22 protein-coding genes and 1 tRNA gene are annotated in these 25,062 nt (G+C 61.6%); 12 read left to right on the top strand and 11 right to left on the bottom strand.

Going from position 1 to position 25,062, the window contains the following annotated elements; all coding sequences use genetic code 11:
* Positions 1-19: 19 nt before the first annotated feature.
* Positions 20-93, top strand: a tRNA-Leu gene (locus M1E05_RS15765).
* Between the two features lie 401 nt (positions 94-494).
* Complete coding sequence (locus M1E05_RS15760) at positions 495-1,844, top strand: ABC transporter substrate-binding protein (RefSeq protein ID WP_458113608.1); 1,350 nt, start codon at positions 495-497, stop codon at positions 1,842-1,844.
* 224 nt (positions 1,845-2,068) lie between these two features.
* Here the strand turns inward: M1E05_RS15760 and M1E05_RS15755 are convergent, their stop codons facing one another.
* From M1E05_RS15755 to M1E05_RS15740, 4 genes are read right to left on the bottom strand one after another with little or no spacing between them, the layout of a single operon-like run.
* Complete coding sequence (locus M1E05_RS15755; RefSeq protein WP_309106198.1) at positions 2,069-2,842, bottom strand: ABC transporter ATP-binding protein; 774 nt, start codon at positions 2,840-2,842, stop codon at positions 2,069-2,071.
* Positions 2,839-3,975 carry an ABC transporter ATP-binding protein gene (locus M1E05_RS15750; RefSeq protein ID WP_458113609.1) on the bottom strand — a complete coding sequence of 379 codons (1,137 nt, stop codon included), beginning with the start codon at positions 3,973-3,975 and terminating at the stop codon, positions 2,839-2,841. Before M1E05_RS15750 ends, M1E05_RS15755 begins: the two co-directional genes overlap by 4 nt.
* Positions 3,972-4,940, bottom strand: a complete 969-nt coding sequence (locus M1E05_RS15745; RefSeq protein WP_458113610.1) for a branched-chain amino acid ABC transporter permease — start codon at positions 4,938-4,940, stop codon at positions 3,972-3,974. Before M1E05_RS15745 ends, M1E05_RS15750 begins: the two co-directional genes overlap by 4 nt.
* 9 nt (positions 4,941-4,949) lie before the next feature.
* Positions 4,950-6,269: a branched-chain amino acid ABC transporter permease gene (locus M1E05_RS15740; protein WP_461163490.1), complete on the bottom strand. Its 1,320-nt coding sequence runs from the start codon at positions 6,267-6,269 to the stop codon at positions 4,950-4,952.
* Between the two features lie 438 nt (positions 6,270-6,707).
* Between M1E05_RS15740 and M1E05_RS15735 the strand changes: the two genes are divergently transcribed.
* Positions 6,708-7,622: a Bax inhibitor-1/YccA family protein gene (locus M1E05_RS15735; protein WP_461163489.1), complete on the top strand. Its 915-nt coding sequence runs from the start codon at positions 6,708-6,710 to the stop codon at positions 7,620-7,622.
* Positions 7,623-7,702: 80 nt separating this feature from the next.
* Here the strand turns inward: M1E05_RS15735 and M1E05_RS15730 are convergent, their stop codons facing one another.
* From M1E05_RS15730 to galT, 3 genes are read right to left on the bottom strand one after another with little or no spacing between them, the layout of a single operon-like run.
* The gene (locus tag M1E05_RS15730) at positions 7,703-8,941 is read right to left on the bottom strand and encodes an acetyl-CoA C-acetyltransferase (RefSeq protein WP_461163488.1); all 1,239 of its coding nucleotides are present in this window, start codon (positions 8,939-8,941) and stop codon (positions 7,703-7,705) included.
* 20 nt (positions 8,942-8,961) lie between these two features.
* A complete protein-coding gene (gene galK, locus M1E05_RS15725; protein WP_458113614.1) occupies positions 8,962-10,122 on the bottom strand; it encodes a galactokinase in 1,161 nt (386 codons plus the stop codon).
* Complete coding sequence (gene galT / locus M1E05_RS15720) at positions 10,119-11,264, bottom strand: galactose-1-phosphate uridylyltransferase (RefSeq protein ID WP_458113615.1); 1,146 nt, start codon at positions 11,262-11,264, stop codon at positions 10,119-10,121. Before galT ends, galK begins: the two co-directional genes overlap by 4 nt.
* A 174-nt stretch (positions 11,265-11,438) precedes the next feature.
* Here galT and M1E05_RS15715 point away from each other — a divergent pair, with 174 nt between their 5' ends.
* From M1E05_RS15715 to M1E05_RS15700, 4 genes are all read left to right on the top strand, one after another.
* Positions 11,439-12,413, top strand: coding sequence for an aldose 1-epimerase family protein (locus tag M1E05_RS15715; protein ID WP_461163487.1), 975 nt, complete (start codon positions 11,439-11,441; stop codon positions 12,411-12,413).
* A gap of 83 nt (positions 12,414-12,496) precedes the next feature.
* The gene (locus M1E05_RS15710; protein WP_461163486.1) at positions 12,497-14,053 is read left to right on the top strand and encodes an AI-2E family transporter; all 1,557 of its coding nucleotides are present in this window, start codon (positions 12,497-12,499) and stop codon (positions 14,051-14,053) included.
* Positions 14,054-14,056: 3 nt separating this feature from the next.
* Complete coding sequence (gene ilvA / locus M1E05_RS15705) at positions 14,057-15,295, top strand: threonine ammonia-lyase (RefSeq protein ID WP_458113618.1); 1,239 nt, start codon at positions 14,057-14,059, stop codon at positions 15,293-15,295.
* A 6-nt stretch (positions 15,296-15,301) separates the two neighbouring features.
* Entirely contained in the window at positions 15,302-15,949 is a 648-nt protein-coding gene (locus M1E05_RS15700) for a rhomboid family intramembrane serine protease (protein WP_458113619.1), read from the top strand.
* Between the two features lie 119 nt (positions 15,950-16,068).
* On the opposite strand, the gene greA is transcribed toward M1E05_RS15700, so the two are convergent.
* Both greA and M1E05_RS15690 read right to left on the bottom strand, forming a co-directional pair.
* Complete coding sequence (gene greA, locus M1E05_RS15695) at positions 16,069-16,563, bottom strand: transcription elongation factor GreA (RefSeq protein ID WP_309106209.1); 495 nt, start codon at positions 16,561-16,563, stop codon at positions 16,069-16,071.
* Positions 16,564-16,726: 163 nt separating this feature from the next.
* The gene (locus tag M1E05_RS15690; protein WP_458113620.1) at positions 16,727-17,185 is read right to left on the bottom strand and encodes a DUF4307 domain-containing protein; all 459 of its coding nucleotides are present in this window, start codon (positions 17,183-17,185) and stop codon (positions 16,727-16,729) included.
* Positions 17,186-17,367: 182 nt separating this feature from the next.
* On the opposite strand from M1E05_RS15690, the gene mca reads away from it, so the two are divergent.
* Genes mca through M1E05_RS15675 form a run of 3 tightly spaced genes read left to right on the top strand, consistent with a single transcriptional unit; the run spans position 17,368 to position 20,803 of the window.
* The gene (gene mca, locus M1E05_RS15685; protein ID WP_458113621.1) at positions 17,368-18,273 is read left to right on the top strand and encodes a mycothiol conjugate amidase Mca; all 906 of its coding nucleotides are present in this window, start codon (positions 17,368-17,370) and stop codon (positions 18,271-18,273) included.
* A gap of 60 nt (positions 18,274-18,333) precedes the next feature.
* Complete coding sequence (locus M1E05_RS15680) at positions 18,334-18,615, top strand: hypothetical protein (protein WP_375164722.1); 282 nt, start codon at positions 18,334-18,336, stop codon at positions 18,613-18,615.
* A complete protein-coding gene (locus M1E05_RS15675; protein ID WP_461163485.1) occupies positions 18,572-20,803 on the top strand; it encodes a thioredoxin domain-containing protein in 2,232 nt (743 codons plus the stop codon). Before M1E05_RS15680 ends, M1E05_RS15675 begins: the two co-directional genes overlap by 44 nt.
* A gap of 90 nt (positions 20,804-20,893) precedes the next feature.
* Here M1E05_RS15675 and trhA read toward each other — a convergent pair whose 3' ends face one another.
* Positions 20,894-21,535 carry a PAQR family membrane homeostasis protein TrhA gene (trhA, locus tag M1E05_RS15670; RefSeq protein WP_461165265.1) on the bottom strand — a complete coding sequence of 214 codons (642 nt, stop codon included), beginning with the start codon at positions 21,533-21,535 and terminating at the stop codon, positions 20,894-20,896.
* A gap of 237 nt (positions 21,536-21,772) precedes the next feature.
* Here trhA and M1E05_RS15665 point away from each other — a divergent pair, with 237 nt between their 5' ends.
* Positions 21,773-22,534 (top strand): isoprenyl transferase, encoded by a 762-nt coding sequence (locus M1E05_RS15665; protein WP_458114443.1) that lies wholly within the window; start codon positions 21,773-21,775, stop codon positions 22,532-22,534.
* A gap of 239 nt (positions 22,535-22,773) precedes the next feature.
* Positions 22,774-24,216 (top strand): PhoH family protein, encoded by a 1,443-nt coding sequence (locus tag M1E05_RS15660; RefSeq protein ID WP_458113623.1) that lies wholly within the window; start codon positions 22,774-22,776, stop codon positions 24,214-24,216.
* A 168-nt stretch (positions 24,217-24,384) separates the two neighbouring features.
* Here the strand turns inward: M1E05_RS15660 and M1E05_RS15655 are convergent, their stop codons facing one another.
* Positions 24,385-25,038: a GNAT family N-acetyltransferase gene (locus M1E05_RS15655; RefSeq protein WP_461163484.1), complete on the bottom strand. Its 654-nt coding sequence runs from the start codon at positions 25,036-25,038 to the stop codon at positions 24,385-24,387.
* Positions 25,039-25,062: the final 24 nt, after the last annotated feature.

Here is a 25,062-nt window from a genome sequence, read left to right as displayed (position 1 = left end):
GGGATAACATTGACCGGGCGCCCCAGTAGCCCAATTGGCAGAGGCAGCGGACTTAAAATCCGCGTGTTGTGGGTTCGAGTCCCACCTGGGGCACTGGCCCGAAATCCCGGTAATTACTGGGATCTTCGGGCCTCCAGTCGGCCCTGGAGACCACGTACTCAGCTAAAGTTTACGAGCCGTTCTCTTAGCGCCACCAGAGGCAACCTGGTATCGGAGGCGCCTAGCATGGGGGCTCGTGGGCAATCGCATCATCTTCTTCCGCCAGGACGGGGTCAACCAAGCAAGACCTGGACGACGCCCCTTATGAGCGCCCACTGTCCCTCACCGTGGCCCGTCATGCCCGTTAGGTTTCCCATAGGCAACGAGTGTTATAAGGATGTGACCGTAGTCACTTATCTTCGAGCCTAAATTGCACTAGCTTGAAAGTTAAACCCAGGAACACCTGGTAATTCGCATCAAAGGCCGTTCGCACCTTTCGATCGAGGAGATTCTAAATGATTGCAATTCCCCAGGCAGCGCCGCGGGTTGCTAAGCTCACAGCGCTTAGCTTCGGTGTCGCTCTTCTGGCTACGGCTTGTGGCGGTTCACCTACCCCCGGGTCGACAGAAACCACCACGGCTCCGTCCGCAGGGATCGCCTGCCCCGCAGGAGCAGGAGGCGGTACCACCACCCCGCCCGCGGCAACAGCCGGTTCCGTCCCTGCATCGACAACCACCACCGATACACCGTTGAAGATCGGCTCGCTCCTGCCGACGACGGGCAACCTGGCCTTCCTTGGCCCACCCGAAATTGCCGGTGTTAACCTCGGCATCCAGGAAGTCAATGCTGCCGGCGGTGTCCTTGGCAAGCCTGTAGAAGTTATCCACCGCGACTCCGGTGACACCAAGACCGATATCGCGACGCAGTCCACTTCGGCTCTGCTCGGCCAGGGAGTCAGCGCTATTGTCGGCGCAGCCTCATCGTCTGTCTCCAAGACGGTTATCAACCAGATCACCGGCGCGGGTGTCATCCACTTCTCGCCGGCGAACACCTCGCCTGACTTCACCACGTGGGATGACAAGGGCCTGTACTGGCGTACTGCGCCTTCTGACGTCCTGCAGGGCAAGGTCCTTGGAAACTACATGGCCACCTGTGGTGCCCAGACCGTGGGCATGATCGTCCTGAACGACGCCTATGGAACCGGCCTGCAGAAGAACGTCAAGGAAGCCTTCGAGGCAGCCGGCGGCAAGGTTGTTGCCGAAGAGCTGTACAACACGGGTGACTCCCAGTTCAGCAGCCAGGTTGACAAGGTCATCGCCGCGAAGCCGGATGCCATTGCTCTGATCACCTTCGACGAGGCAAAGAGCATCATTCCGCTTCTGACGGGCAAGGGTGTCAAGGCAAACCAGATGTTCCTTGTGGACGGCAACATGGCTGACTACAGCAAGGACCTGCAGCCGGGTACCTTGAAGGGCGCCCAGGGAACCATCCCTGGCACGTTCGCCAAGGAAGACTTCAAGAAGAAGCTGCTGGCCATCGATCCGGGCCTGAAGGACTACAGCTACTCCGGAGAGTCCTACGACGCCGTGAACCTGATCGCACTGGCCTCGGAAGCGGCCAAGAGCACCAACGGTGTGGAGATTGCCAAGCAGCTGAAGTCAGTCTCCGAAACCGGTGAAAAGTGCAGCGACTACCCATCGTGCGTCACGTTGCTTCGCGATGGCAAGGACATCGACTACGACGGCCAGTCCGGCCCCGTGACGTTCTCGGACGCTGGTGACCCGACAGAGGCCTACATCGGCATCTACGAGTACCAGGACGACAACAAGTACACACCCGTGAAGGAAGAATTCGGCAAGCTGTAAAGCCGAGCACTAACCGACACCATAGAAGGCCCTCGCCCAGGCAGATTCCACGCCTGGGACGGGGGCCTTCCTGTTGCCCGGGGACGACCGTGTGCGAAGTGAGGCCTGGCCGCCGAACGGTGTAAGGCGCGGCCGCCGTCCCGCAGTGTGGGTCTCCAAAGCAGAAGGGCCGCCACCGGTGGTGACGGCCCTTCTGCTTTGCGGTTTATCTGGTCAGATACTTCTTACTCCACCGTGTCAGCCAAGGTGCCCAGGTAGAGCTGGATAACCTTGGGATCCTTCATCAGTTCGCGGCCGGTACCCGTATAGGCGTCCTTCCCCTGGTCCAGGACATAGCCGCGGTCGCAGATCTGCAGGCAGCGGCGTGCGTTCTGCTCAACCATGATTACGGAGACACCCGCCCGGTTGATCTCGTGGACACGGAGGAACGTCTCGTCCTGCTTGACGGGGGAGAGGCCGGCAGAGGGCTCATCGAGCAGCAGTACAGCCGGTTCCATCATGAGTGCGCGCCCCATGGCAACCATCTGGCGTTCACCACCGGAAAGGGAGCCTGCACGCTGGGCCCGCCGCTTGCCCAGTTCAGGGAACAGGCTGGTTACGAACTCAAACCTTTTCGCGAAGTCCTTGGGCCGCTGGAACATGCCCATCTGCATGTTTTCCTCGATAGTGAGGGTGGCAAACACGTTGTTGTTCTGGGGCACAAAACCGACACCTTGGGTGACCAGCTTGTTCGCCTTGAGCCCAGTGATGTCCTGGCCCCGGACCACAACAGAGCCTGAATGGACCTTGACCAGTCCGAACATGGCCTTCAGAAGCGTGGACTTACCGGCGCCGTTGGGGCCGATGATGCCGATCAGCTCACCCTTACGGGCTTCGATGCTGCAGCCGTTGAGGATGTTTACGCCCGGAAGATAGCCGGCTACGAGGTCGGTAACCTTTACGACGACGTCATCTGTGGACGCCATTTGAGGTGACGTCGCTGCGCTGGTTGCACTCATTCTTTGTCCTTGTCTGTGCGGCCGGGATCAGCCATGCCTGACTCGGGGGAGTTGGGCTCATCGGCGGCCGGAGCCTGGTGGGCTTCGGGGCTGAGGTCGGGTTGTTCGGTGTCAGCCTCCCTGATCTTGGGCCCTACTGAATCAACCGCGATGATGCCGGCGTTTTCGGTACCCACGATGGATTCCTCGTCAGCTTCGAGTACTGCCTCCAGTTCCTTGATGCCTTCGGTGTCACCAAGATCCACATCGTGGTGGGCACCAAGGTAAGCATCGATAACAGCAGGGTTCTTCATCACTTCACCAGGGGGACCTTCGGCCACGATCTTTCCTTCGGCCATGACCACTACCCAGTCGGCGATGTGCCTGACCATGTTCATGTCGTGCTCCACGAACAGCACGGTCATGCCTTCGGCCTTGAGGTTCTTGATGTGGTCGAGCAGCGACTGGGTCAGGGCCGGGTTCACCCCGGCCATGGGCTCGTCCAACATGACCAGCCTGGGCCGGACCATCAAGGAACGGGCCATCTCCAGCAGCTTGCGTTGGCCGCCGGAGAGAGACGCTGCGTAATCGTCCTTTTTGGCGTCGAGCTTGAATTTCTCGAGCAAGGCGTCGGCCTGGGCGGTGAGTTCCTTCTCCCGACTGCCCCAAATTCCTTTGAACAGTGCCTTGGAGAGCCGTTCACCTGGCTGGTCAGCGCCACCAAGCCGCATGTTCTCCATGACAGTGAGCTTGCCCATGACCTTGGTGAGCTGGAAGGTGCGCACCATGCCCATGCGGGCCAGCTTGTACGAGGGCACGCCCTCAATGTTTTTGCCGTCAAACTGCCATTTTCCGGAATTCGGGGTATCGAAACCGGTGAGGAGGTTGAAGAGTGTGGTCTTCCCGGCCCCGTTGGGGCCGATGAGAGCCGTGATCTTGTGCCGCGGGATTTCGAGGTACTGGACGTCGACGGCGTTAATGCCCCCGAAGCTACGGGTCACGTTTTCCGCGACCACGATGGGATCCCTCTTCTTGCAGCCGGGGGCGATTTCACCTGCGGCAATCGGACTGGTATCCGTCATGTAGTCGACGCCTGCGGTGTTCTGCTTGGTGCTGCCTGCGGTGTTGCTTGTTGAATGTGCGCTGTGGCTCATGCGAACGCCAGCTCCTTCTTATTGCCAAAGACACCCTGGGGTCTGAAGATCATTAGCAGCATCAGGGCAATGCCAACCAGGATGTAACGCAGCTGCCCCGCCTGGACCGTGGTCAGCCAGGTCACTGCGCCGGATTCGATGAGACCGTAAAGGATGCCCTGGGTCAGGGACAGGACCACCCAGAAGATCATGGCGCCCACAACGGGCCCCAGGACCGTGGACATGCCGCCGAGCAGGAGGCAGGTCCAGAGGAAGAACGTGAGTTCAGTCCCGTAGTTGGCGGGCTGGACGGCGCCGCGGGGCAAGGTGAACACCATGCCAGCGAAGGCGCCCAGGATGCCACCAATGACCAGCGCCTGCATCTTGTAGGCGTAGACGTTTTTCCCTAGGGAACGGACGGCGTTCTCGTCTTCACGGATACCTTTAAGTACACGGCCCCAAGGGCTGCGCATCAGGAGCCAAACGAGCACGCAACACACGATAACCAAAGCCCAAGCTACTACCCGGATGAAGAAGTCACGATTGTTCATTCCCATGTAGGAACCCTCGGGGAATGGGTTCATTGCGTAGAAACCGCCTTCGAAAGCCCCGAGGCCGTCGGCTGATCCGGTCACTGCATCCAGCTGGTTGGTCGTAACGATGTAGCGCACAATTTCTGCTGCGGCAATGGTCACAATGGCCAGGTAGTCAGCCCGGAGCCGAAGGGTTGGGATACCCAGCAGCAGTGCAAAAAGCGAGGAACAGATGACGGCGATGAGCAGTCCTACAAAGAACGGCACGCCGAAGGTCAGTGTCGAGATGGCAAAGCCGTAGGCTCCCACCGCCATAAAGCCGGCCTGGCCGAAGTTCAGCAGGCCTGAGTAACCGAAATGGACGGCGAGACCGAGGGCGGCGAGGGCGTATGCCGCCGTCGTCGGAGTGAATAGCTCACTGAGGGCACTGGAAAAAATAAATCCGAAGTCCATGGCTGTCTCCTAACCCACACGCTCACGCCGGCCGAGGATACCCTGCGGGCGGAACAAGAGGACAATAATCATGATGAAGAGGGCGCCCACATACTTGAGGTCGGCAGCCAGTCCGAAGACCGTGGTCAGTTCGACGAAGATGCCAACGATGATGGATCCCACCAGGGCACCGAATACGGTTCCCAGACCGCCGAGGGTGACGCCGGCGAAAATCAGCAGGAGGATCTGCGAGCCCATATCGAAGGTGACTCCAGGCCGGTAGTAGGCCCAGAGAATGCCTCCAAGGGCTGCAAGCATTCCACCCGCGACCCACACGATGCGGATAACGCCGTCGACGTCGATCCCTGAGGCTGCCGCCAAGGCGGGGTTGTCAGCCACAGCGCGTGTGGCCTTCCCCAGACGGGTCTTGAGTAGGACGATGCCGATCACGGCTATGACAATCGCACTGATGATCAGCGACCACAGGTTGTTGGGGGAGATGGACACCGGGCCGAGTTGGATCTCGGGGGACTGGGCGAAGGGCAGCTGCTGGGTTGCGCCGCCGAAGTTGAATTGGATGACGTAGCGGACGGCGAGGGCGAGCCCGATGCTCACAATCATCATGGGGACAAGCCCGGTACCGCGTCCGCGCAGGGGCTTCCAGAGGCCGGCATCCTGAACATAGCCGGCGAGCCCACCGAAGATGAGTGCAAGAAGTCCCGCAAGCCAGAAGGGCAGATTCATGGCACTGAGCCCGAACATAACCACTGCACCCAAGGTCACCATCTCGCCATGGGCGAAGTTCGTCAGGCCCGTGGTACCGAAAATGAGTGAAAGGCCAACGGAAGCCAGGGCCAGCAGGAGGCCAAAGCTCAGGCCTGCCACCAGACGGTTGAGGAGATTCTGTGCGAAGTTCTGCTCCTCGATCACGATGCCCTTACCAAAGGCGAAAATCACCGAGAGGTTGGAGGTCTGGCTGAACGTAACGCTGCGTGGGTTCTCCTGGCCTTCCGCCAGCTTGATGCCCTCTGGAAGCGTGGACTCGTCCAGCTCCACTTCGTAGGTTCCCTGAGTAGGCACGCCGATAGTCCAGGCGCCGTTGGCGGCGGACTTTGCGGTTCCCGTGAAATCGCCGCTTGTGGCGGTGATGGTGACATCTGCGATGGGTTTACGCTCGTCATCCCGGAGGAAGCCGCTGATGCTGTTTTGGAACACCGTGGTTGTTGGTGACGGTGTGGGTGAGGGAGTGGTCGCTTGCGATGCCGGTGCGACGACGAGCAGGATTGTGATGATGGCGGCGAACACGGCCCCCACCGCTTTCAATAACCTGCCCCGTCTCCGGTGCAACATGCCTCTCGGTGTGCTTCTCAAAATAAAAAACCTCCGCTTGGGGGGGTGATCGGGTTGCGCCATTGCAACCACTGCGAACGATGCAGGCAACTAAAGGGTGGTGCGGTACTGCGATGCGCAAACCGTAACGGCTTGTGAGATTCGTCACCTTGCTTGGCCTATGTTACAGCCCGGTAGGTGCAAAAAATGCTGGCCTGTAGGGGCGGCAACGTCGCAATAAGGTAACAACCGGCGGGGTTGGGCTCCCGATCGGAGGGGCGGGAAGTGAGCGCTGCCAAAACTGCCCGCCTTTCGCTCGGGGGCAGTGCCGGCGTCTGATGTCACGGTTCGGTTGCGGGTAAGCGTTTCCGGGAACAATATCTGCCCACCGCTCGTGGAAATTGATACCTTGATCTTTAAGGATTATTAACCACCCCCTTTATATGGAGGACACCCGCAATGGCACTTGGCGGAAACCCGATCTTCAACGGAAAGAATTTCCGTGGAGCCACCCAGGCACCGCCTGTTCCGCAGGCTCCGTATGGCCAGAACCAGTTCGGTCAAAACCCGTATGGCCAGAACCAGTTCGGCCAGGCACAGTATGGCCAGACCCAGTACGGCCAGAACCCTTACGGTCAGCCTCAGAATCTTTCGCAGGACCAGCTCCAGGATATGTACAACGCGCCGGCAGCCGGACGTGCCGATGTCGGACGGATGACTTTCGACGACGTCATTGTCAAGACCGCCGCCTGCCTTGGAGTCCTCGTGGCTGGCGCCGCCGTGACGCTGGTTGTGGGCATGGGGCTTGCGAGCCTGCTGATGATCGTTGGTGCGCTTGGCGGCTTCGTGCTCGCCCTGGTCAACACGTTCAAGAAGCAACCCTCACCGGCACTCATCCTGGCCTATGCAGGCCTTGAAGGACTGTTCCTTGGCGGCCTGACCCGCATCCTGGATGGCATGTATCAGGGAGTTGGCCTGCAGGCTGTCGTTGGCACATTGTCCGTCTTTGCCGTCACGCTCCTGCTTTTCAAGAGCGGCAAGGTGCGCGCCACCCCCAAGGCCATGCGCTTCTTCCTGATTGCAATGGTCGGCTACGCACTGTTCTCCGTGGTGAATCTCGTGATGATGATGACGGGAGTGGTAGATCAGCCCTTCGGATTGCGGAGCGGCATTATTGGGGTCGTCATCGGCGTCCTTGCTATCGGCCTTGCCGCCTTCTCTCTGGTCATGGACTTCACCAGCATCGAGGCAGGCGTCCGCGCCGGAGCCCCGCAGCGGTTCTCCTGGACCGCCGCATTCGGCCTCACAGTGACCTTGGTGTGGCTGTACGTCGAGATCATTCGACTCCTGGCAATTCTCCGCGGCGAAGACTAACCGCAGGCAGATTCCAAACTGAAGCAGGGCCCCGCCATTCGATTAACTTCGAAAGGCGGGGCCCTGCTTTTTGCTGTGCTTCAGCTGAGGCGTTCCACAATCATGGCCATCCCCTGGCCGCCACCGACGCAGAGCGTAGCCAGCCCCAAGGTGCTGTCGGTGGAGGAGAGCCCGCTGAGCAGAGTTGCCGTCATCCGGGTTCCTGTCATTCCGAAGGGATGGCCCAGGGCGATTGCGCCCCCGTGAACGTTAAGCCGGGAGTGGTCGATGCCCAGTTCGCGGGCGCTGGCTACGACCTGGACGGCGAAGGCTTCATTAAGCTCCACGAGGTCTATGTCCCCGATGCCCAGCCCGGCAGCCGCGAGGGCACGGCGGGTGGCTTCCACCGGTCCCATGCCCATTAGTTCCGGAGACAGCGCACTTACCCCGGTGGACACGATCCTTGCCAGGGGCTGAAGGCCAAGTTCGCGTGCGCGGGTATCGCTCATCACCACTGCTGCTGCTGCGCCGTCGTTGAGGGGGCAAGCATTGCCTGCGGTAACCGTCCCTTCTTTCCGGAAAACCGGCTGGAGGGCACTGACTGCTTCAAGGGTCACTCCGGAGCGGGGTGAATCGTCCTTGCTGACCACGGTGCCGTCACGCCTTGTGTAAGGGGAGATCTCGCGTGCAAAGAATCCGGAGTCTATGGCAGCCTCGGCACGGTTCTGGCTCAGGACCGCCCACTCGTCCTGTTCGGCCCTGGTGATTCCGTATGTTGTGGCCACATTCTCGGCGGTTTGGCCCATGGAGATATAGATATCGGGCATCCGGTCGCCCATACGGGGATTGGTCCAGGGCGTGTTCGAGGCAGCCCGGGCGGCCGTGCGCTGGCCGGCGGCTCCGAAGAGCGGATTGTGGTTGCGCGCATCCGTTTCGCCGGCTCCCGCCCAGGAGCTGTAGCGGGAAACAGCCTCGACGCCGCCAGCTACGAAAGCCCGCCCCTCCCCGGCCTTGATGGCGTGGAAGGCCATCCTGATGGTTTGGAGGCTGGAGGCACAGAACCTGTTGACCGTTGCTGCCGGTACATCATCCAGGTTTGTCATGATGGTGACCACGCGGGCCATGTTGGAGCCGGCTTCCCCACTTGGCTCGGCACACCCCAGGTAGAGATCGTCCAGGCCCTCCCCATCATTGGCGCGAGGATTGAACTGAGGGATCTTGTCCAAGGCCGCGACGACCATGGCCGCTGCCAGGTCGTCGGGCCGTTCGTCTTTGAGGGAGCCCTTGAATGCTCGGCCGATGGGACTCCTGGCAACGGAAACAATGACAGCTTCAGGCATGGCCCCAGCCTACGCCGCGGTTACGCCAGCCGCATGGCCCCTTCAGCAGGAGTAACAGTGAAAATATCGGGAGCCGTGTAACCCGCGTCCGCGAAAGCCTGCACGACGGCGGAGCGCACCTGTTGCTCGGCTTCCAGGGGAGTGAGTGCTATGGCTGCACCGCCAAAACCTCCCCCTGTCATCCTGGCCCCGATCGCTCCGTTGGAACGGGACGTCTCAACCGCAAGGTCGAGCTCGCGGCAGGAGATTTCAAAGTCGTCGCGCATGGACACGTGGCTGGCATCGAGGAGGGGCCCGATGGCGCGGGGACCTTCGCTGGCCAGGAGCTCAACGGTTTGAAGCACCCGGTCGTTCTCCGTTACCACATGGCGCACGCGCCGGAAGGTTTCTTCATCCAGAAGCCCGCTGGCCTCCTGAAGGTCCTCTACACCAACGTCGCGGAGGGCTTTGACTCCGAGCACGTCGGCCCCGAGTTCACAGGAGGCACGGCGGGAGGCGTATCCGCCGTCGGCATGCGAATGTGAAACTTTGGTGTCAATCACCAGCATTACCAGGCCTGCGGGGTGCGCCTCGAACGGCACCAGCTTGACGGTCTGGTCACGGCAGTCCAGGAACACAGCGTGGTCCTTGGCGCCGCGCAGCGACGCCGACTGGTCCATGATGCCCGTGGGGGCGCCGACGAAATCGTTCTCCGCGCGCTGGGTTGCCAAGACCATTTCCTCGGCTTCCAGGCCCGCACCTGTCAGCTCGTTCAGGGCTGAGATGACGGCGCATTCGATGGCATGGGAGGAGGAAAGTCCTGCACCCAGGGGTACGTCGGAATCGAGCAGCAGATCCATGCCGGGGACCGTGATGCCACGCTGTTGCAGCGCCCAGATCACACCGAGGGGGTATTTGGTCCACCCGCGTGCAGTGGATTTATCGAGTGCAGTCGCGTCCGCCATCGTCATGCCTTGGTCCCCGTAGGTGGAGAGCAGGCGAAGGACGGAGTCCGGCCTGGTCCGGACGGCGATTCTGGCCGTTTTGTCGATGGCGAAGGGCAGGACAAAGCCATCGTTATAGTCCGTGTGCTCACCAATGAGGTTGACGCGCCCGGGTGCCATCCAGACGCCGTCGGGCTCAGCGCCGAATGCCTCGGTGAAGCGGGCGGCCAGCTGGCTGGCGGTCAGGGGAGCAGTCATGCAGGGACACCTTCCGGGGTGTGGTTCAGTGAGGAGGGCTGGGTGCCAACCGCACGCAGTCTCTCGGCAACGAGTTCGGGCGTTGTGTCGTTGATAAAAGCACCCATGGCCGCTTCGGAGCCGGCCAGGTACTTGAGTTTATCGGCGGCCCGGCGGGGTGAGGTTAACTGGAGGTGCAGGTAGCCGGCAGGCCGGAGAATGTCATCCAGAGGCGCCTGGTGCCAGGCCGAGATATACGGTGTGGGAGTGGGGTAGAGGGTGTCGAGCCGTTTCAGCAGATCGAGGTAAACGTGTGAGAGTTCGTCCTTCTCTTCTCCGGTCAGAGCGGCCAGATCCGGCACCTGGCGGTGAGGCACCAAATGGATTTCCAGTGGCCAGCGTGCAGCAAAGGGCACGTAGGCGCTGAAGTTTTCGCCTTCAAGCACCATGCGGCTGCCGTCCTCACGCTCGGAACGCAGGAGCGAACCGGTAAGGGTTTCGCGGCCATCGGCGGCGTCGTAAAACTTCCGGGCGGCTGCACCGAGGACGCCGGCGCGCGGCGTGATGTACGGGTAGGCGTAAATCTGGCCGTGCGGATGGTGAAGTGTCACGCCGATGTCGGCGCCGCGGTTCTCAAACGGGAAGACCTGCTTGATGCCCTTCATGGCGCTCAGGGCTTCCGTGCGGTGGGCCCAGGCTTCAATGACGGTCCGCGCCCGCACCTCGGTGAGCCCGCTGAACGAACCTGTGTGATCGGGGGTGAAGGACACCACTTCACAGCGGCCGTACGCGGGGCCTGTGGTACCCCATTGCGGATTATCCGGGATGGATCCCAATGCCGGGCCCAATGAGGGAAAACGGTTCTCAAACACCACGACGTCGTAGTCCGGGGCCGGGATCTCAGAGGGGTTATTGCTTGTGGTGGGGCAGATGGGGCACTGGTCTGCCGGTGGGAGGTGGGTACGGCTCTGCCTGTGGGCGGCAACTGCCACCCACTCGTCGGTCAGGGCATCAAACCTGACTTCACCGGGCTCGCCGCGGTCTGGCAAGGGTCGGTGGTCAACGGTGTCCGCGGGGGACCGGCGAGAGGCGGTATCGGCAGCGTCGTCGAAGTAGATCAGCTCCCGGCCATCGGCAAGCTGTGTGCTGGTGATAGCTGTCATGCGGCGCGGTCCTTATTTTGGGGTTGGGGTTGAGAACCATTATTTCACAAACGATCAAAAAGTAATAGTTTCTAACAAAAGATAACAAAGGGGGCCGGCAGAGCGAACCTGGTCAGGCGGGAGCCAGCCGTCGTTAGGGGTGCCGGGCACATTAATGACCTGTACGGTGGTGCCATGAATCCCAGCATGGACCCCATCACCGGCATCGCCTGCGGTGTGGCAAGGCGTTGCGCCACCGGACGCCAATATGAACTTCGCCGCGGCGACGCCCTGGCAGTAATAACGGAACTCGCCGCAGGATTGCGGGTGTTCCGCCGCGGGGGGACCCAGCTCACCGAAAGCTACGGCGACGCCCAGATCGCGCCCGGTGCGACGGGCATAACCCTGGCGCCTTGGGCAAACAGGGTTGAAAACGGTGTATGGCAGCTGAACGGGAAAAAACAGCAGCTGGACATCACCGAAGTTTCACGGAACAACGCCAGCCATGGCCTCCTGCGAAACACAGCCTACGAGCTCCTGGAGGAGACGGACTCCTCGGTCACGCTGGAGGGCGTGGTGTTCCCGCAGCACGGATATCCGTTCCTTGTGCGGCACCAGGTGCAATACTCACTGACGGACGATTTGGGCCTGCACGTGCGTCAGACACTCGTCAACGACTCGCAGGAATCCGCTCCGTTCGTGCTCGGCGCCCACCCCTACCTTCGGTTAGGTGATGTGCCCGCGGAAGATCTGGTCCTCACGGTCAAGGCGTCCACCCAGCTGGTTGCGGATTCGCAGCTCATTCCCCGCAGCTCCGACGCAGTGGAAGGGGAGAACGATTTACGCGGCGGACGCAGGGTGTCTGACCTCGACCTCGATGTCGCGTATACAGATCTGGAGTTCGACGACGGCGTTGCCCGCCACACGCTGACGGCACCCGATGGCAGCAGTGTGAGTCTCTGGCAGGACGCATCCTGCCGCTACGTACACGTGTTCGTGACCGATACGTTCCCAGGAAGGGCCAAGGCGGTGGCGATCGAACCCATGACCGGGCCGGCCAATGCCTTCAACAGCGGCGACGGACTTCGTTGGCTTGCTCCCGGAGAGACGTTCAGCATGACCTGGGGGATTCATGCCAACCTCGCCGGTGCGCATGGTTCCTCCGACTGAACCCCGCGGCCACGCCTGACACAGCGAAGCCGGCAGGAGTGCGCGGGTTTCCCATCGGCGTCCGGCTGGTGAATCATTAGGCTATGACGCCAGCCAAGGACGCCGTACCCTCCAACAGCCCCGCTACTCCGGTTACGGGAGGATCCCCAGCTGCGGAAGGATCCCCAGCTGCGGACGGATCCTCAGCCGGAGCGCCAGGTGCAAACGCAGCAAACCCGAACGCCGCCGTCGTACCTGTTGCCGTGGGTCCGGACGCTGTGCCAGCTGACAGCCTGCCTCCGAATGCCGCCACCGTTCCCCAGGCTGGAACGGTTCCGGAAACGGAGACCGCACCGGACGCTGTTCGCGAGCCGCTGCCCGGGGCTGGTTCCGCCGCCGGGGCAAGGCCGCGAACAGACCGGGAACTTGACCAGGACATTCCGTACGGGATCCGGATTGCAGCATCCTGGGCCTGGCGGATTGGCCTGATCCTGCTGGTCAGTTCCGGCCTGATCTGGCTTCTCAGCAGAATCAGTTTCCTCATCATCCCGGTAATGGTTGCTGCCCTTCTCGCAGGCCTTCTTAGCCCGGTAACCCTTTGGCTGAAACAGCAAGGCGTGCCCAATGGGCTGGCCGTGGCCATCACCCTGCTCGGGTTCATCGGGGTCATTGCCGGCGCCCTCGCGCTGGTTGGCAGGCAGCTTGTGACTGGATTCAGCGAGCTGTGGACTGAAGCGCTTGCCGGTGTCCAGAAGGTGCAGACATGGTTGGCGGAGGGGCCTCTTCATCTCTCCGCTGCCCAGATTGACCAGTACCTCAAAGAGGCCACCGATGCACTGCAGAACAACACCAGCAGCATTTTGAGCGGTGCTCTGTCCTTCGGGAATACCGCCGGTCACTTCGCCGCCGGACTCCTTATCGCCCTCTTCGTGACCATCTTCTTCCTCCTTGAAGGCGAAAGAATCTGGGCGTTCCTCGTGAGGCTGTTGCCACGGAAGGCAAGGGCAGCAACCAGCGGAGCCGGACGCAAGGGCTGGGCATCCATGGTCAGCTATGTACGAATCCAGATGTTCGTCGCCTTCGTCGATGCTGTGGGCATAGGCGTGGGTGCGGCCATCATTGGAGTGCCGCTGGCCCTGCCGCTGAGTGTCCTGGTCTTCATCGGCTCCTTTATCCCCATCGTCGGTGCCCTGGTTACCGGCGCTGTTGCCGTGCTGCTGGCGCTGGTGGCCAACGGCGTCGTCAACGCACTCATCATGCTGGGCATCGTGCTCCTGGTCCAGCAACTCGAAAGCCATATCCTCCAGCCGCTCGTCATGGGCAGGGCCGTAGCGCTCCACCCGGTGGCCGTGATTCTGTCAGTTGCTGCAGGTTCCTACCTTGCAGGAATCCCCGGCGCCCTGTTCTCAGTGCCCATCCTGGCCGTAGCAAACTCGGCAATACGCTACATTGCCGGCAGGACGTGGGAATATGAAGGAGTGTTGGCAGGCGCGGACGCCGGGGCAGCCCGCGATACCGCAGACGCCAGCAGGGACAACACCTTCAAGGAAGTTCACCTTCCGGGTGCCAATTCCCGAAACGGCAAAGGCGCCGTGCAGCATTCAGGTATCCACGGCCAGGCCGGACCGGATACCCGAGCCGAAACCCCTAAAGGAGAATAGTTCGTGAAAACCCTCAAGAGCCTGCCCGTCACGCTGGACGATGTCCTGGAGGCGCAAAAGCTGCTTGAAGGAATCATTACGCGGACGCCTGTGGAGTCATCCCGGGCCTTAGGCGGGATGGTCGGCGGAGAGGTCTACTTCAAATGCGAAAACCTGCAGCGCGCGGGTTCCTTCAAAGTCCGCGGCGCGTACGTCCGGATGGCCCGGCTGTCACCTGAGGAAAAGAAGAGAGGCGTGGTGGCGGCATCTGCCGGCAACCACGCGCAGGGTGTCGCGGTAGGCGCAAAGAGCCTGGGAATCAAGGCCCGCATCTACATGCCGCTCGGCGTCGCGCTCCCCAAACTTGCGGCCACCCGGAGCCACGGTGCGGAGGTTATCCTGCACGGTCACAACGTTGATGAAGCCCTTGCCGAGGCCCAACGCTATGCCAACGAAACCGGCGCCGTGTTCGTCCACCCGTTCGACAACGTCGACGTTGTTGCCGGCCAGGGAACGGTTGGACTGGAGATCCTTGAACAGATCCCTAACGTCGACACCATCCTGATGGGCGTAGGCGGCGGCGGTCTTCTGGCTGGTGTGGCAGTTGCAGTGAAGGCCAGGGCCAGGGAACTGGGACGCGATATCCGCATCATCGGCGTGCAGGCTGAAAACGCTGCTGCCTATCCGCCCTCGCTCGCAGCCGACGCACTCGTTCCGCTCAAGAGGGTATCCACCATGGCTGATGGCATTGCTGTGGGCCGTCCCGGGCAGTTGCCGTTCAGCATCATCCGGGAACTCGTCGATGACGTCGTCACAGTGAGCGAGGATTCCCTGGCGCGTGCCCTGATCTTCCTCCTGGAGCGCGCGAAGATGGTGGTGGAGCCCGCAGGAGCTGTAGGGGTCGCGGCGCTCATGGACGGCAAGATCGAGAACCCCGGCAATACCGCAGTGATCCTGTCTGGCGGCAACATCGACCCCATGCTCATGCTCAAGGTGATCCAGCGTGGTCTCTCAGCAGCAGGGCGGTACATGACAGTACGGATGATGCTTGACGACCGGCCCGGCTCACTGGCCACCATTGCCCGGATCATCGCTGAGAACGATGCCAACGTGACAGGTCTGGACCACACGAGAGTGGGAGGCTCCATCAGCATGGGCGACGTCTCCATCACGGTCAACCTGGAGACGAAGGGGCACGAGCACTGCGAACAGGTCCTCAGTGCCCTCCGCGCCGAGGGATTCCAACCGATCGTGGTGCACTAGGGGTCAATGATGCTGGAGGCAGGCGGAAAAGGGCCACGCGGCAGGGGGCTTCAGCCAGGGTTTGACACGCCGGCGGCGCGTGCCAAGAGCGGCCTGCTGGTGGTCGGGTCCTTCGTTGTCCTGCTGTTCATCATCGAAGTGGTCAACCTTTTGATGTTCCACTCGCTGAACCTGACGTTCGGCCTGCGCCCCAGGAGCCCGGACGGCCTTCTGGACATTTTTACGTTCCCGCTGCTGCACGCCAATTTCGGGCACCTGATCTCCAATTCCTTCCCGCTGATCATCTTCGGTTTCCTGGTGCTGATGTCCGGATTACGGGTGTTCCTGACCACCGCTGCGCTGAGCTGGCTGGGATCGGGCCTGGTGGTGTGGCTGATCGGCGACGGTGGAATCACCGTCGGTGCATCGGGCCTGGTCTTCGGTTTTTTTGCTTTCCTGCTGGTTCGTGGCTTCTTTAACCGCAGCTGGTGGCAGATCCTGCTTTCGGCGGTGCTTTTTATGGTCTACGGAGGCATCCTGTTCGGGATCCTTCCCACGGTCGCCCATTTCGTTTCCTGGCAGGCCCACCTGGGCGGCGCCCTGGGTGGCGTTGCGGCCGCCATGGTCTTGAGGCCAAGAACCAATCGATCCCGCCGCGATGCCGCAGACGTCTAAAGGCGCAACCGCTTAAAAGCACGACGCCGGCCCTCCCGCCTAGGGGAGGACCGACGTCGTTCTGTTGATGCCGTCTGGCGCTGCCGTCGTTCCGGCACTGCCGTGCTGAGCCTGAAGGCTTAGCCGACGTAAGGCTTGGCGGAGATGATCTCCACCGTAATTTCCTTGCCGTTGGGGGCAATGTAGCTGAGGCTGTCGCCCTCCTTGTGGCCAACAATGGCAGCACCAAGCGGAGACTTCTCACTGAACACGTCCAGGTCAGAATCACCGGCGATCTCCCGTGAACCGAGCAGGAATGTTTCCTCATCGCCGGCGATCTTCGCGACAACCTGCATGCCGGGCTCGACAATTCCATCGTCGGCCGGTGCCTCGCCTACATGAGCATCGCGGAGCAGTGCCGTCAGCTGGCGGATGCGGGCCTCGATCTTTCCCTGCTCCTCTTTGGCAGCGTGGTAACCGCCGTTTTCCTTGAGGTCACCCTCCTGCCGGGCAGCTTCAATTTTCTGGACGATCTCCGCACGGCCAGGGCCGGAAAGGTGGTCCAGCTCTGCCTTCAGGCGGTCAAAAGCTTCTTGGGTAAGCCAAGCTGCAGGCGCACTGTTGGTGGTAGACACGGACTTCTCCTCTTGTGGATCTGACAAACAAATGCCCCACCGGACAGGCCACTTTCAGGACGCAGTAACCAGCTCAGCAGGGCTAAGGTATTGATCCATTGTAGGCAATCCTGTGGACAAACCCAAGAAGAGTGCGGTGTGGCTCACATATGGGGGAACAGATTTATGTTCCGGCGTCCGGAATCCAGCAGTTGTCCACAACGCCGGAGACAGCCTGGGACTCCGTCCTCAGGACCACGCGGTGGGCGGTCGTCCTGCCGCCGTCAGTTCCGGTGTCAACGCTGTTCGGACCGATGTCCACAACTTCCCATCCCACCACTGCGAACTTGGAATCCAACGCCTTCACGGCGCACTTGACGGAGACGTCCGGACCCTTTGTGACCTGGAAGTCGATCACCGCCTGGGTGGCGTCAGGAGTGCTGTAGCCAACGTCCTTGAAGGTGACGTTGTTGGTGGAAAACGAGGTCGAAATCCACGCCATTAAAGCTATTCCTACGATGAGTGCTGACAGCACAGCAAGCCGCTTGGTCTTGACGGTCCATGCGCGCTTTTGGCCGCCGTACCGATTGGCTAGGCTGGTGTTTGACGGGCGGGCAGAGGCCGGCTGATCCTCGGAAGTCACCCATCCAGTTTAGTGTGGATATGAAGGGGAATTTTCCGGGGGCTTTAATAGCTGGCGACAGTACAGCTGTGGCCCGTCGTGGGGGCTGCGGCGCCTTCAGGCCAAGTGTTGAGACCAGTGCTCAGTGAAGGCCAATGCAGTGAAACCCAATGCAGCGACAACAGAAAGAGGAGCCGTCCGAGATGACAGCGTCCACCTATCCGCCAGCGACTCTCCGCCTGTTGGCCGTCCATGCACATCCGGACGACGAATCGAGCAAAGGGGCCGCCACAATGGCAATGTATGCGGCCTCTGGCGTTGACGTGATGGTGGCGACCTGCACCGACGGCTCACGCGGCGGCATCCAAAACCCTGCAATGGAGACTGCCCCGCATCCGAAACGGGATATGGCCGGCGCCCGATACCTGGAGATGGCGCAGGCAGCCAAAGTACTCGGCATCCGCCAACGATGGCTGGGTTTCGTGGACTCCGGCCTCCCGGAAGGTGACCCGCTTCCCCCTCTTCCCGCAGGGTCGTTCGCTCTTCAACCCCTTGAGCGGGCAGCCGCACCCCTTGTCAGGCTGGTCCGGAACTTCAGGCCCCATGTCATCCTCAGTTACGACGAAAACGGCGGCTATCCCCATCCCGACCACATCATGGCCCACCGCGTGGCCGTTGAAGCTTTCGAAGCTGCAGGGGACCCCGACAGGTATGCCGGTATCGGCGAACCCTGGATGCCGAGCAAGCTCTACTACGATCGCGCCTTCAGCCCTGAACGCTTCCGTGCCCTGCACTTTGCCTTGGAAGAAGCAGGACTGCAGTCGCCGTACGCCGAAAGGCTTGCCGCGTGGCTGGAAACGGACGCGGAAGGCCATACGCCGCCAATGCCGAAGCACCAAACCACCACGCAGATTGACTGCGGCGACTACTTTGAGGCCCGCGACGATGCTCTCAGGGCACACCGCACGCAAGTGGACCCCCTGGGATTCTTCTTCGCCGTTTCAGCCGAAATGCAACGCCGCGCCTGGCCGTGGGAGGACTACACGCTGGTGAAGTCCAGGGTCCAGACCCAACTCCCCGAGAAGGACCTTTTTGCCGGGCTAAGATAGTCTCAACGGGACATTTCTATCCAGCGTAGAAGACATGCCGGCCCGTTCCACAGAAGGTAAATGACAGTGCAACACTTGCTCCTCGTCCTGGCAACCACAACGCCGCCCTCTCCTTCGCCGTCGTTGCGTGCCGGGCTTTCGGAAGACCAGGTGACCCCGGGTCTCTGGGGGTTCATCATGACCGCCTTTTTCGTGGTGGCCACTACCTTGTTGATTGTGGACATGGTCCGCCGCATCCGCAGGGTCAGGTACCGTGCCCAGGTGGAAGAGCAGCGCCTTGCTGCTGCCGCCGCTTCTGATGACAGTGACGCGAACGGGAATGCAGGACCAGCCGGGCGCTGACCGTCCATGGGCGGAATCCGGTCCTGGTGCAGGCAACGCACTGGGCGGGGAACTCTCTGCCTACCTTCGCCAGCATGCGGACAACCCCGTGCACTGGCGTCCCTTTGGTGACGAGGCTTTCGCTGCCGCTGCCCGGCGAGACGTGCCTGTCTTCCTGTCGATTGGGTATGCCGCCTGCCACTGGTGTCATGTGATGGCCCAGGAGTCCTTTGAGGACGAGGAAACGGCGGCCTACCTGAATGCCCACTTTGTTCCGGTCAAGGTGGACCGCGAAGAACGCCCGGACGTGGACAGTGTTTACATGGCTGCCACCCAGGCCATCAGCGGGGAGGGCGGCTGGCCGATGTCGGTCTTCCTCACCCCCGATGGCCGGGCCTTCCACGCCGGCACGTATTACCCGCCGCGTCCCATGCCCGGCCGGCCCTCATTCCGCCAGGTCCTCGAAGCTGTTCGCGACGCATGGACTGAACGACGTGACGCCGTCGAGCAGAATGCGGAGTCGCTCGCCCTGGGACTCGGGCAGGCCACTTCAGCGGGCGTCGTAGAGCTGACGGGTCCAGCGGCAACGGTAGATGCGGAGCTCCTGTCCGATGCCGTCCGCGCCCTGGCCCGCTCTGAGGATCCTGCCGGCGGGTTCGGCAGCGCGCCTAAATTCCCGCCGTCGTCCGTGCTGGAATTCCTGCTCCGCCATGCGGCGGTACCCTCCGAAACAGCGCAGGCTGCTGCCGACATGGCTGGCAGAACACTTGCAGCCATGGCACGTTCCGCTCTTTTTGACCAGCTCGACGGCGGATTCGCACGTTACTCCGTGACGCAGGATTGGTCAGTTCCACACTTTGAAAAGATGCTCTACGACAACGCGCAGTTGCTCCGCGTGTACGTCCACTGGCTCCGGCTGGACAACCTTTCCCTCGACCCTGCAGGCTTCCTTTTTCCCTACGCTGAAGCAGCGGACGTAGCTGAGCGCACCGCGGCGTGGATGATTTCCTCCCTTAGTGTGCAATCCGGGCACGAGTCCTTGCCTGGCTCGCCAGATGGTGCTGATCAGGCATTGGCCTCGTCCTTGGACGCCGACACAGTCATTGACGGGGAGCATCATGAGGGCGCGTCCTACCTCTGGACGGCCGCTGAGCTGCTGCAATTGCTGGGGCCGGATGACGGAGCCGCAGTGGCCCGGATCATGAACGTCCGCGGCGAGGGCACTGTCACAACGGATGCTTCACCGCTGCACCCTGGGCGGGCCCTGGATCCCAGGGAGGCCGCGCTGTGGGAGCGCGTCCGGCCGATTCTGCTGGAAGCACGCTCCGCCCGTCCCCAGCCGGCGCGCGATGACAAGGTGGTTGCCGGCTGGAACGGCCTTGCCGTCGCGGCACTGGCAGAAGCGGGGGCCGTGCTGGGCCGCCCGGAGTTCATCGAGGCCGCGCAGGGGATCGCAAGGTATCTGGAGCGCGTGCACTGGAGGCAGGAGGGAGAAACGGGTATAGGGACGCTGATGCGGGTCTCGCACGCCGGCCAGGCCCGGGGGATCGGAGGCCTGCTCGAGGACTATGCCTTCTGCGCAGACGGTCTCTTGGCGCTTTATGCCGCGACAGGGAATGCCCACTGGTTCCACTTTGCTGAGGCCATCCTGAAAACGGCCGAGGCTCATTTCACGGCAGACGGCACACTGGTGGACACCACAGCTGAATCGGAGCAAGTCTTCAACGCCCAGGGGAGGCGGCATGGGCTGGATCCCTTCGATGATGCCACACCCAGCGGTGCGGCCGCCTTTGCCGGCGCCCTCCTGAGCTATTCTGCGTTGACCGGTTCCCTCTCCCCTCGGGAAAAGGCAGGCAGGATCCTGTCACTGGTTGAACCACTCGCCACGCGGGCGCCCCGGGCTGCAGGCTGGATGCTGGCCACGGCGCAAGCTGAACTGGCAGGCCCCGTGGAAGCCGCCGTCGTCGGGCCTCCGGGTCCACAGCGCGATGCGCTGCACAGGGCACTGTTGCAGTCCCCGAGCCCTGGCCTGGTGATTGCCGTTGCAACCGAGGCCGACGACGAGGATGACGCCGTTCCGCTTCTTCATGCCCGTACTGCCGGGCCAGACGGAGCACCGCAGGTGTACCTGTGCCGGAACATGGTGTGCGAGCGTCCTGTGGCCGCCGTCCCCGAGCTGATGGATCGCCTGGCCGGAATGACACGATGAGCGCTGGCGGGACCTCAGTTCAGCAGGGGCAAGGTGAATCACCGTTCAAGCTGGTGACCTTCGATTGCGACGGCGTCCTGGTCAAGGGTGTCAGCTCAAAACCGCGATAGCGATCGCCACGAAATGGGCGGCAAAGGCCAGCACGGTGAACGCGTGAAAAAGTTCATGAAATCCGAAGTGCTTATAGCTGAAGTTCGGCTTTTTGAGGGCGTAGAAAACGGCACCGGCGATGTAAAAGACACCACCGACGCAGATCAGCAGGGCAGCAGGGACACTCGCTGTGAAGAAGTCCGGGAGGTAGAAGAGTGATCCGCAGCCAAGGGCAATGTAGATCGGGACGTACAGCCAACGGGGAGCGTTCGTCCACAGCAGCCTAAAAAGAACGCCCAGGATCGCACCGGACCAAATGAGCCAGAGGAGGAAAACCGCCTTGGGCCGTTCCAGGAGCGCCCAGGCCAAGGGGGTGTAGCTGCCGGCGATCACCAGCATTATGTTGGTGTGATCCAGCCGTTTGAGGACCATTTTTGCCCTCGGAGGCCAGTTCCCGCGGTGGTATACCGCACTGACTCCGAACAGCAGGACCCCTGTCAGGGCATAGATGGCGGAGGTGATCTTGCGGTCATCAGTGGGCGCGATCAGCACCAGCACGACACCGGCGGCCAGGGCCAGGGGTGCCGTGACGGTGTGGATCCAGCCACGCCACTTCGGTTTGATCGTCAGCAGTTCGGCAATCCGGGTTGCGACGTCCTCAGCAGGCCCCGGATCCCGGCCGTTTCCTGGTGGCATGCCACCCTCTGCAGCTGTGCTTCCCATGCCTTCCAGAATAACCTACGCGGCAGTAAGTTACTGGTTGGTAATCGAGCGCCCAAAGGGAAGAGGCCTTTAAACGGTGCCCCGCACCATCACCAGGCAGGTAGCCTAGGACTTGCACTGCCGTCGTAAATCAAGGGAAGTCAGGTGAGTCTCCGGTTGGAAATGCCCGGTATTCTCTACGATTTCTACGAACGCAAATTGCTGCGGTCTCTTGATGCGGACCGGATGCCCAAACATATCGGCGTCATGGTTGACGGCAACCGCAGGTGGGCCAAGCAGTTCAATGCGCCAACGAGCCAAGGTCACCAAGCCGGCGCAGACAAGATCCACGAATTCCTGGGCTGGTGCAAGGAGCTGGGCATCAATGTGGTGACCCTCTACATGCTGTCCACAGACAACATGAACCGTTCCGGCGAGGAACTGGACATGTTGATGGGAATCATTGCCAATACATTGGACCAGCTGGACGAAGACGAACACATCTCCGTGCACGCCATGGGAGCACCCGAACTTTTGCCAGACTATCTTGCGGACCGCCTCAACAAACTCACAGCCCGCACACCCGTCCGTGAAAAACTTCATGTCAATGTTGCGGTGGGGTACGGCGGGAGGCGCGAAATCGTTGATGCCGTCCGCGAATTGCTCCACGACGCTGTGGACAAAGGAGCAGACATCGGCAAACTGGCCGACGAGCTCTCCGTGGATGACATCTCTCGGTTCCTCTACACGCGGGGACAGCCAGATCCTGACCTCGTGATCCGGACGTCCGGAGAACAGCGGCTCTCCGGTTTCCTGATGTGGCAAAGCGCCTACAGCGAGTTCTACTTCTGTGAGGCCCTGTGGCCAGCCTTCCGAAAAGTTGATTTCCTTCGTGCGCTGCGGGACTACACCGGCAGGCAGCGGCGCTTCGGGTCCTGAGTCATGGCACTCACCGGGCGTTCACCTGGACACGGCAGGAATCGCCTGCGAATAACGTTGGAAATTTCCCGTCCGCGATTTACGTTAGAAACATCAGCAGGTAAACCGCCCGCTGATCGGGGAGGCCACTACATGGAGCGAATTTTCGCACCGGATGTATGGGGGGCCGCGCCCGGCCTCCGGGCCGAGCCGCCTCACCAATAACAATTCCGGGCATGTGCCCCGGGGCTGGAGTCGATGTGGCTATTTCTGAACAATTGCCCGAAGTCATTACGGATCAGGGTGAGAAGGCTACCTCTCGCGCCAAGCGAGCAAATTCAAAGACCGGTGCAGCGAAAAAAGATGCTGCAGCCGGTCTTTCTGTTTCCAGCAAACAAACCGGGCTCAGGGCCGACGTTTCGACCTTCGTCATTGACACCTCCGTTTTGATCTCCGACCCCCGTGCACTGTTGCGGTTCGCGGAGCATGAAGTGATAGTGCCCATCGTGGTGATCACCGAGCTTGAAGGGAAACGGCACGATCCTGAACTGGGGTACTTTGCCCGGAAGGCGCTAAGGCTCCTTGATGATCTTCGGGTCCAGCATGGTGGACTCAACCGCCCCATTCCCTTGGGCAACGACGGCGGCACGCTTGTTGTGGAGATGAATCACATCTCCAGCGAGGTGCTTCCCGCGGGGTTCCGCAGCGGGGACAACGACAGCCGGATTCTCGCCGTCGCCAAGAACCTCGCCAATGAGGGACGCAACGTGACAGTGGTGTCCAAGGACCTTCCGATGCGGGTCAAGGCATCGGCGATGGGCCTCAACGCGGACGAATACCGCAATGAGCTGGTGAAAGACTCCGGCTGGACAGGTGTCGCCGAGGTGGACGCGAGCGAGGCCGAGGTTGCAACGCTGTACGGGCACGAGCCCGTCTTCATACCGGCCGCAGCAGAAATGCCTGTCAACACCAACCTGGTGCTGCTCTCGACGAGGGGCTCAGCACTTGGCAGGGTGGGAGCGGACAAGCAGGTCCGGCTGGTCAAGGGCGACCGTGACGTCTTCGGACTACATGGCCGCTCTGCCGAACAGCGGTTGGCCATCGATATGCTCATGGACCCCTCCGTAGGGATCGTGTCCATTGGTGGCCGGGCAGGCACAGGAAAGTCCGCGCTCGCTCTTTGTGCGGGCCTTGAGGCAGTTCTGGAGCGGCGCGAACACCGCAAGGTGATTGTGTTCAGGCCGCTCTACGCTGTGGGCGGGCAGGAGCTTGGATACCTGCCCGGTTCCGAATCCGAGAAAATGAACCCCTGGGCGCAGGCGGTTTTCGATACCCTCGGGGCACTGGTCAGCCAGGAAGTGGTGGAGGAGGTGATGGACCGGGGCATGCTCGAAGTCATGCCGCTAACCCACATCCGCGGGCGCTCGCTGCATGACGCCTTCGTGATCGTTGACGAGGCGCAGTCACTCGAAAAGAACGTCCTGCTGACTGTTATGAGCCGGATCGGACAGAACTCGAAGATCGTCCTGACCCACGACGTCGCCCAGCGGGACAACCTGCGCGTAGGGCGGCACGACGGTATCGCCGCCGTGGTGGAGACCCTGAAGGGGCACCCCCTCTTCGGCCACATCACCCTGACCCGGTCCGAACGCTCGCCAATCGCGGCGCTTGTCACTGAACTCCTTGAAGGGGCAGAAGTCTAGGTGGAGGAGCCGCGCGAGGTCACCTTCGCGCGGCTCCGGCGTCCCGCCGTCGCTTAGACACCTCCCGACGCGGCGCTCCGGTCGCTGGCGACCTTCAAGCCGCTTTGGTCGGCGATGCGCTCCTTGCGGGAAACCGCAGCCGCGCTATGACGGCGTCTCCAGTTCCTCTCACCCGGGTTGAATTTTGAGGAACCGGGCCAGGGGCTCGTGGCCTTCTACCTTCAGAGTCCAGTCGGGGCGCTTGAATGTTTCCGGTGTGACCTGCAGCTGGTGGACGATGCGCCGGGTACCGGCCCAGGCTTGGCGACTTGTTCCGTTGGATTCGTAGCCGAGGGAGCGGGACACGCCGAGGGACGGGGCGTTCCAGTCGAGCGCCTCGGATCTGGCAATGTCCGCTTTCAGGTAGTCAAATGAATACAGGATCATGGCTGCGCGCATTTCCTTGCCGAAACCGTGGCCCTGTGCGCTGCGTCTGAGCCAAGAGCCGGTGGAGACGGACTTCAACGTTGCGAAGTCCTTTGCCTCAACATCCTGGCATCCCAGCAACTGGCCCTCATGCCAGACGCCGAAGAGTAACATCCATGACTCCGGAGAGGTGCCGGCCCGGCACTGCCAATACCACCGGGCCATGTTGGGACCCAGTTCATCAGGCGGCACTTCCGTCCAGGGATTGCTGAACGGGCTGGAGCCCGGATCGTGGATGCCACTGGCGGCCGCTTCCAGAGCGGCGGGGATGTCCTCGTCCCGAATCGGCCGCAGCTCAAGCCGCGGAGTAGTAAGGGTGAGCCCGAAAGCGGGCCAGATGGTGCTCAAAGCAGTCATTCAGGAAGCCTAGTCCGAATGCGA

The organism is Arthrobacter sp. R4-81 (assembly GCF_054792365.1).
The sequence above is the reverse complement of the archived record's forward strand: the minus strand, read 5'-3'. Positions and strand labels throughout refer to the sequence as shown.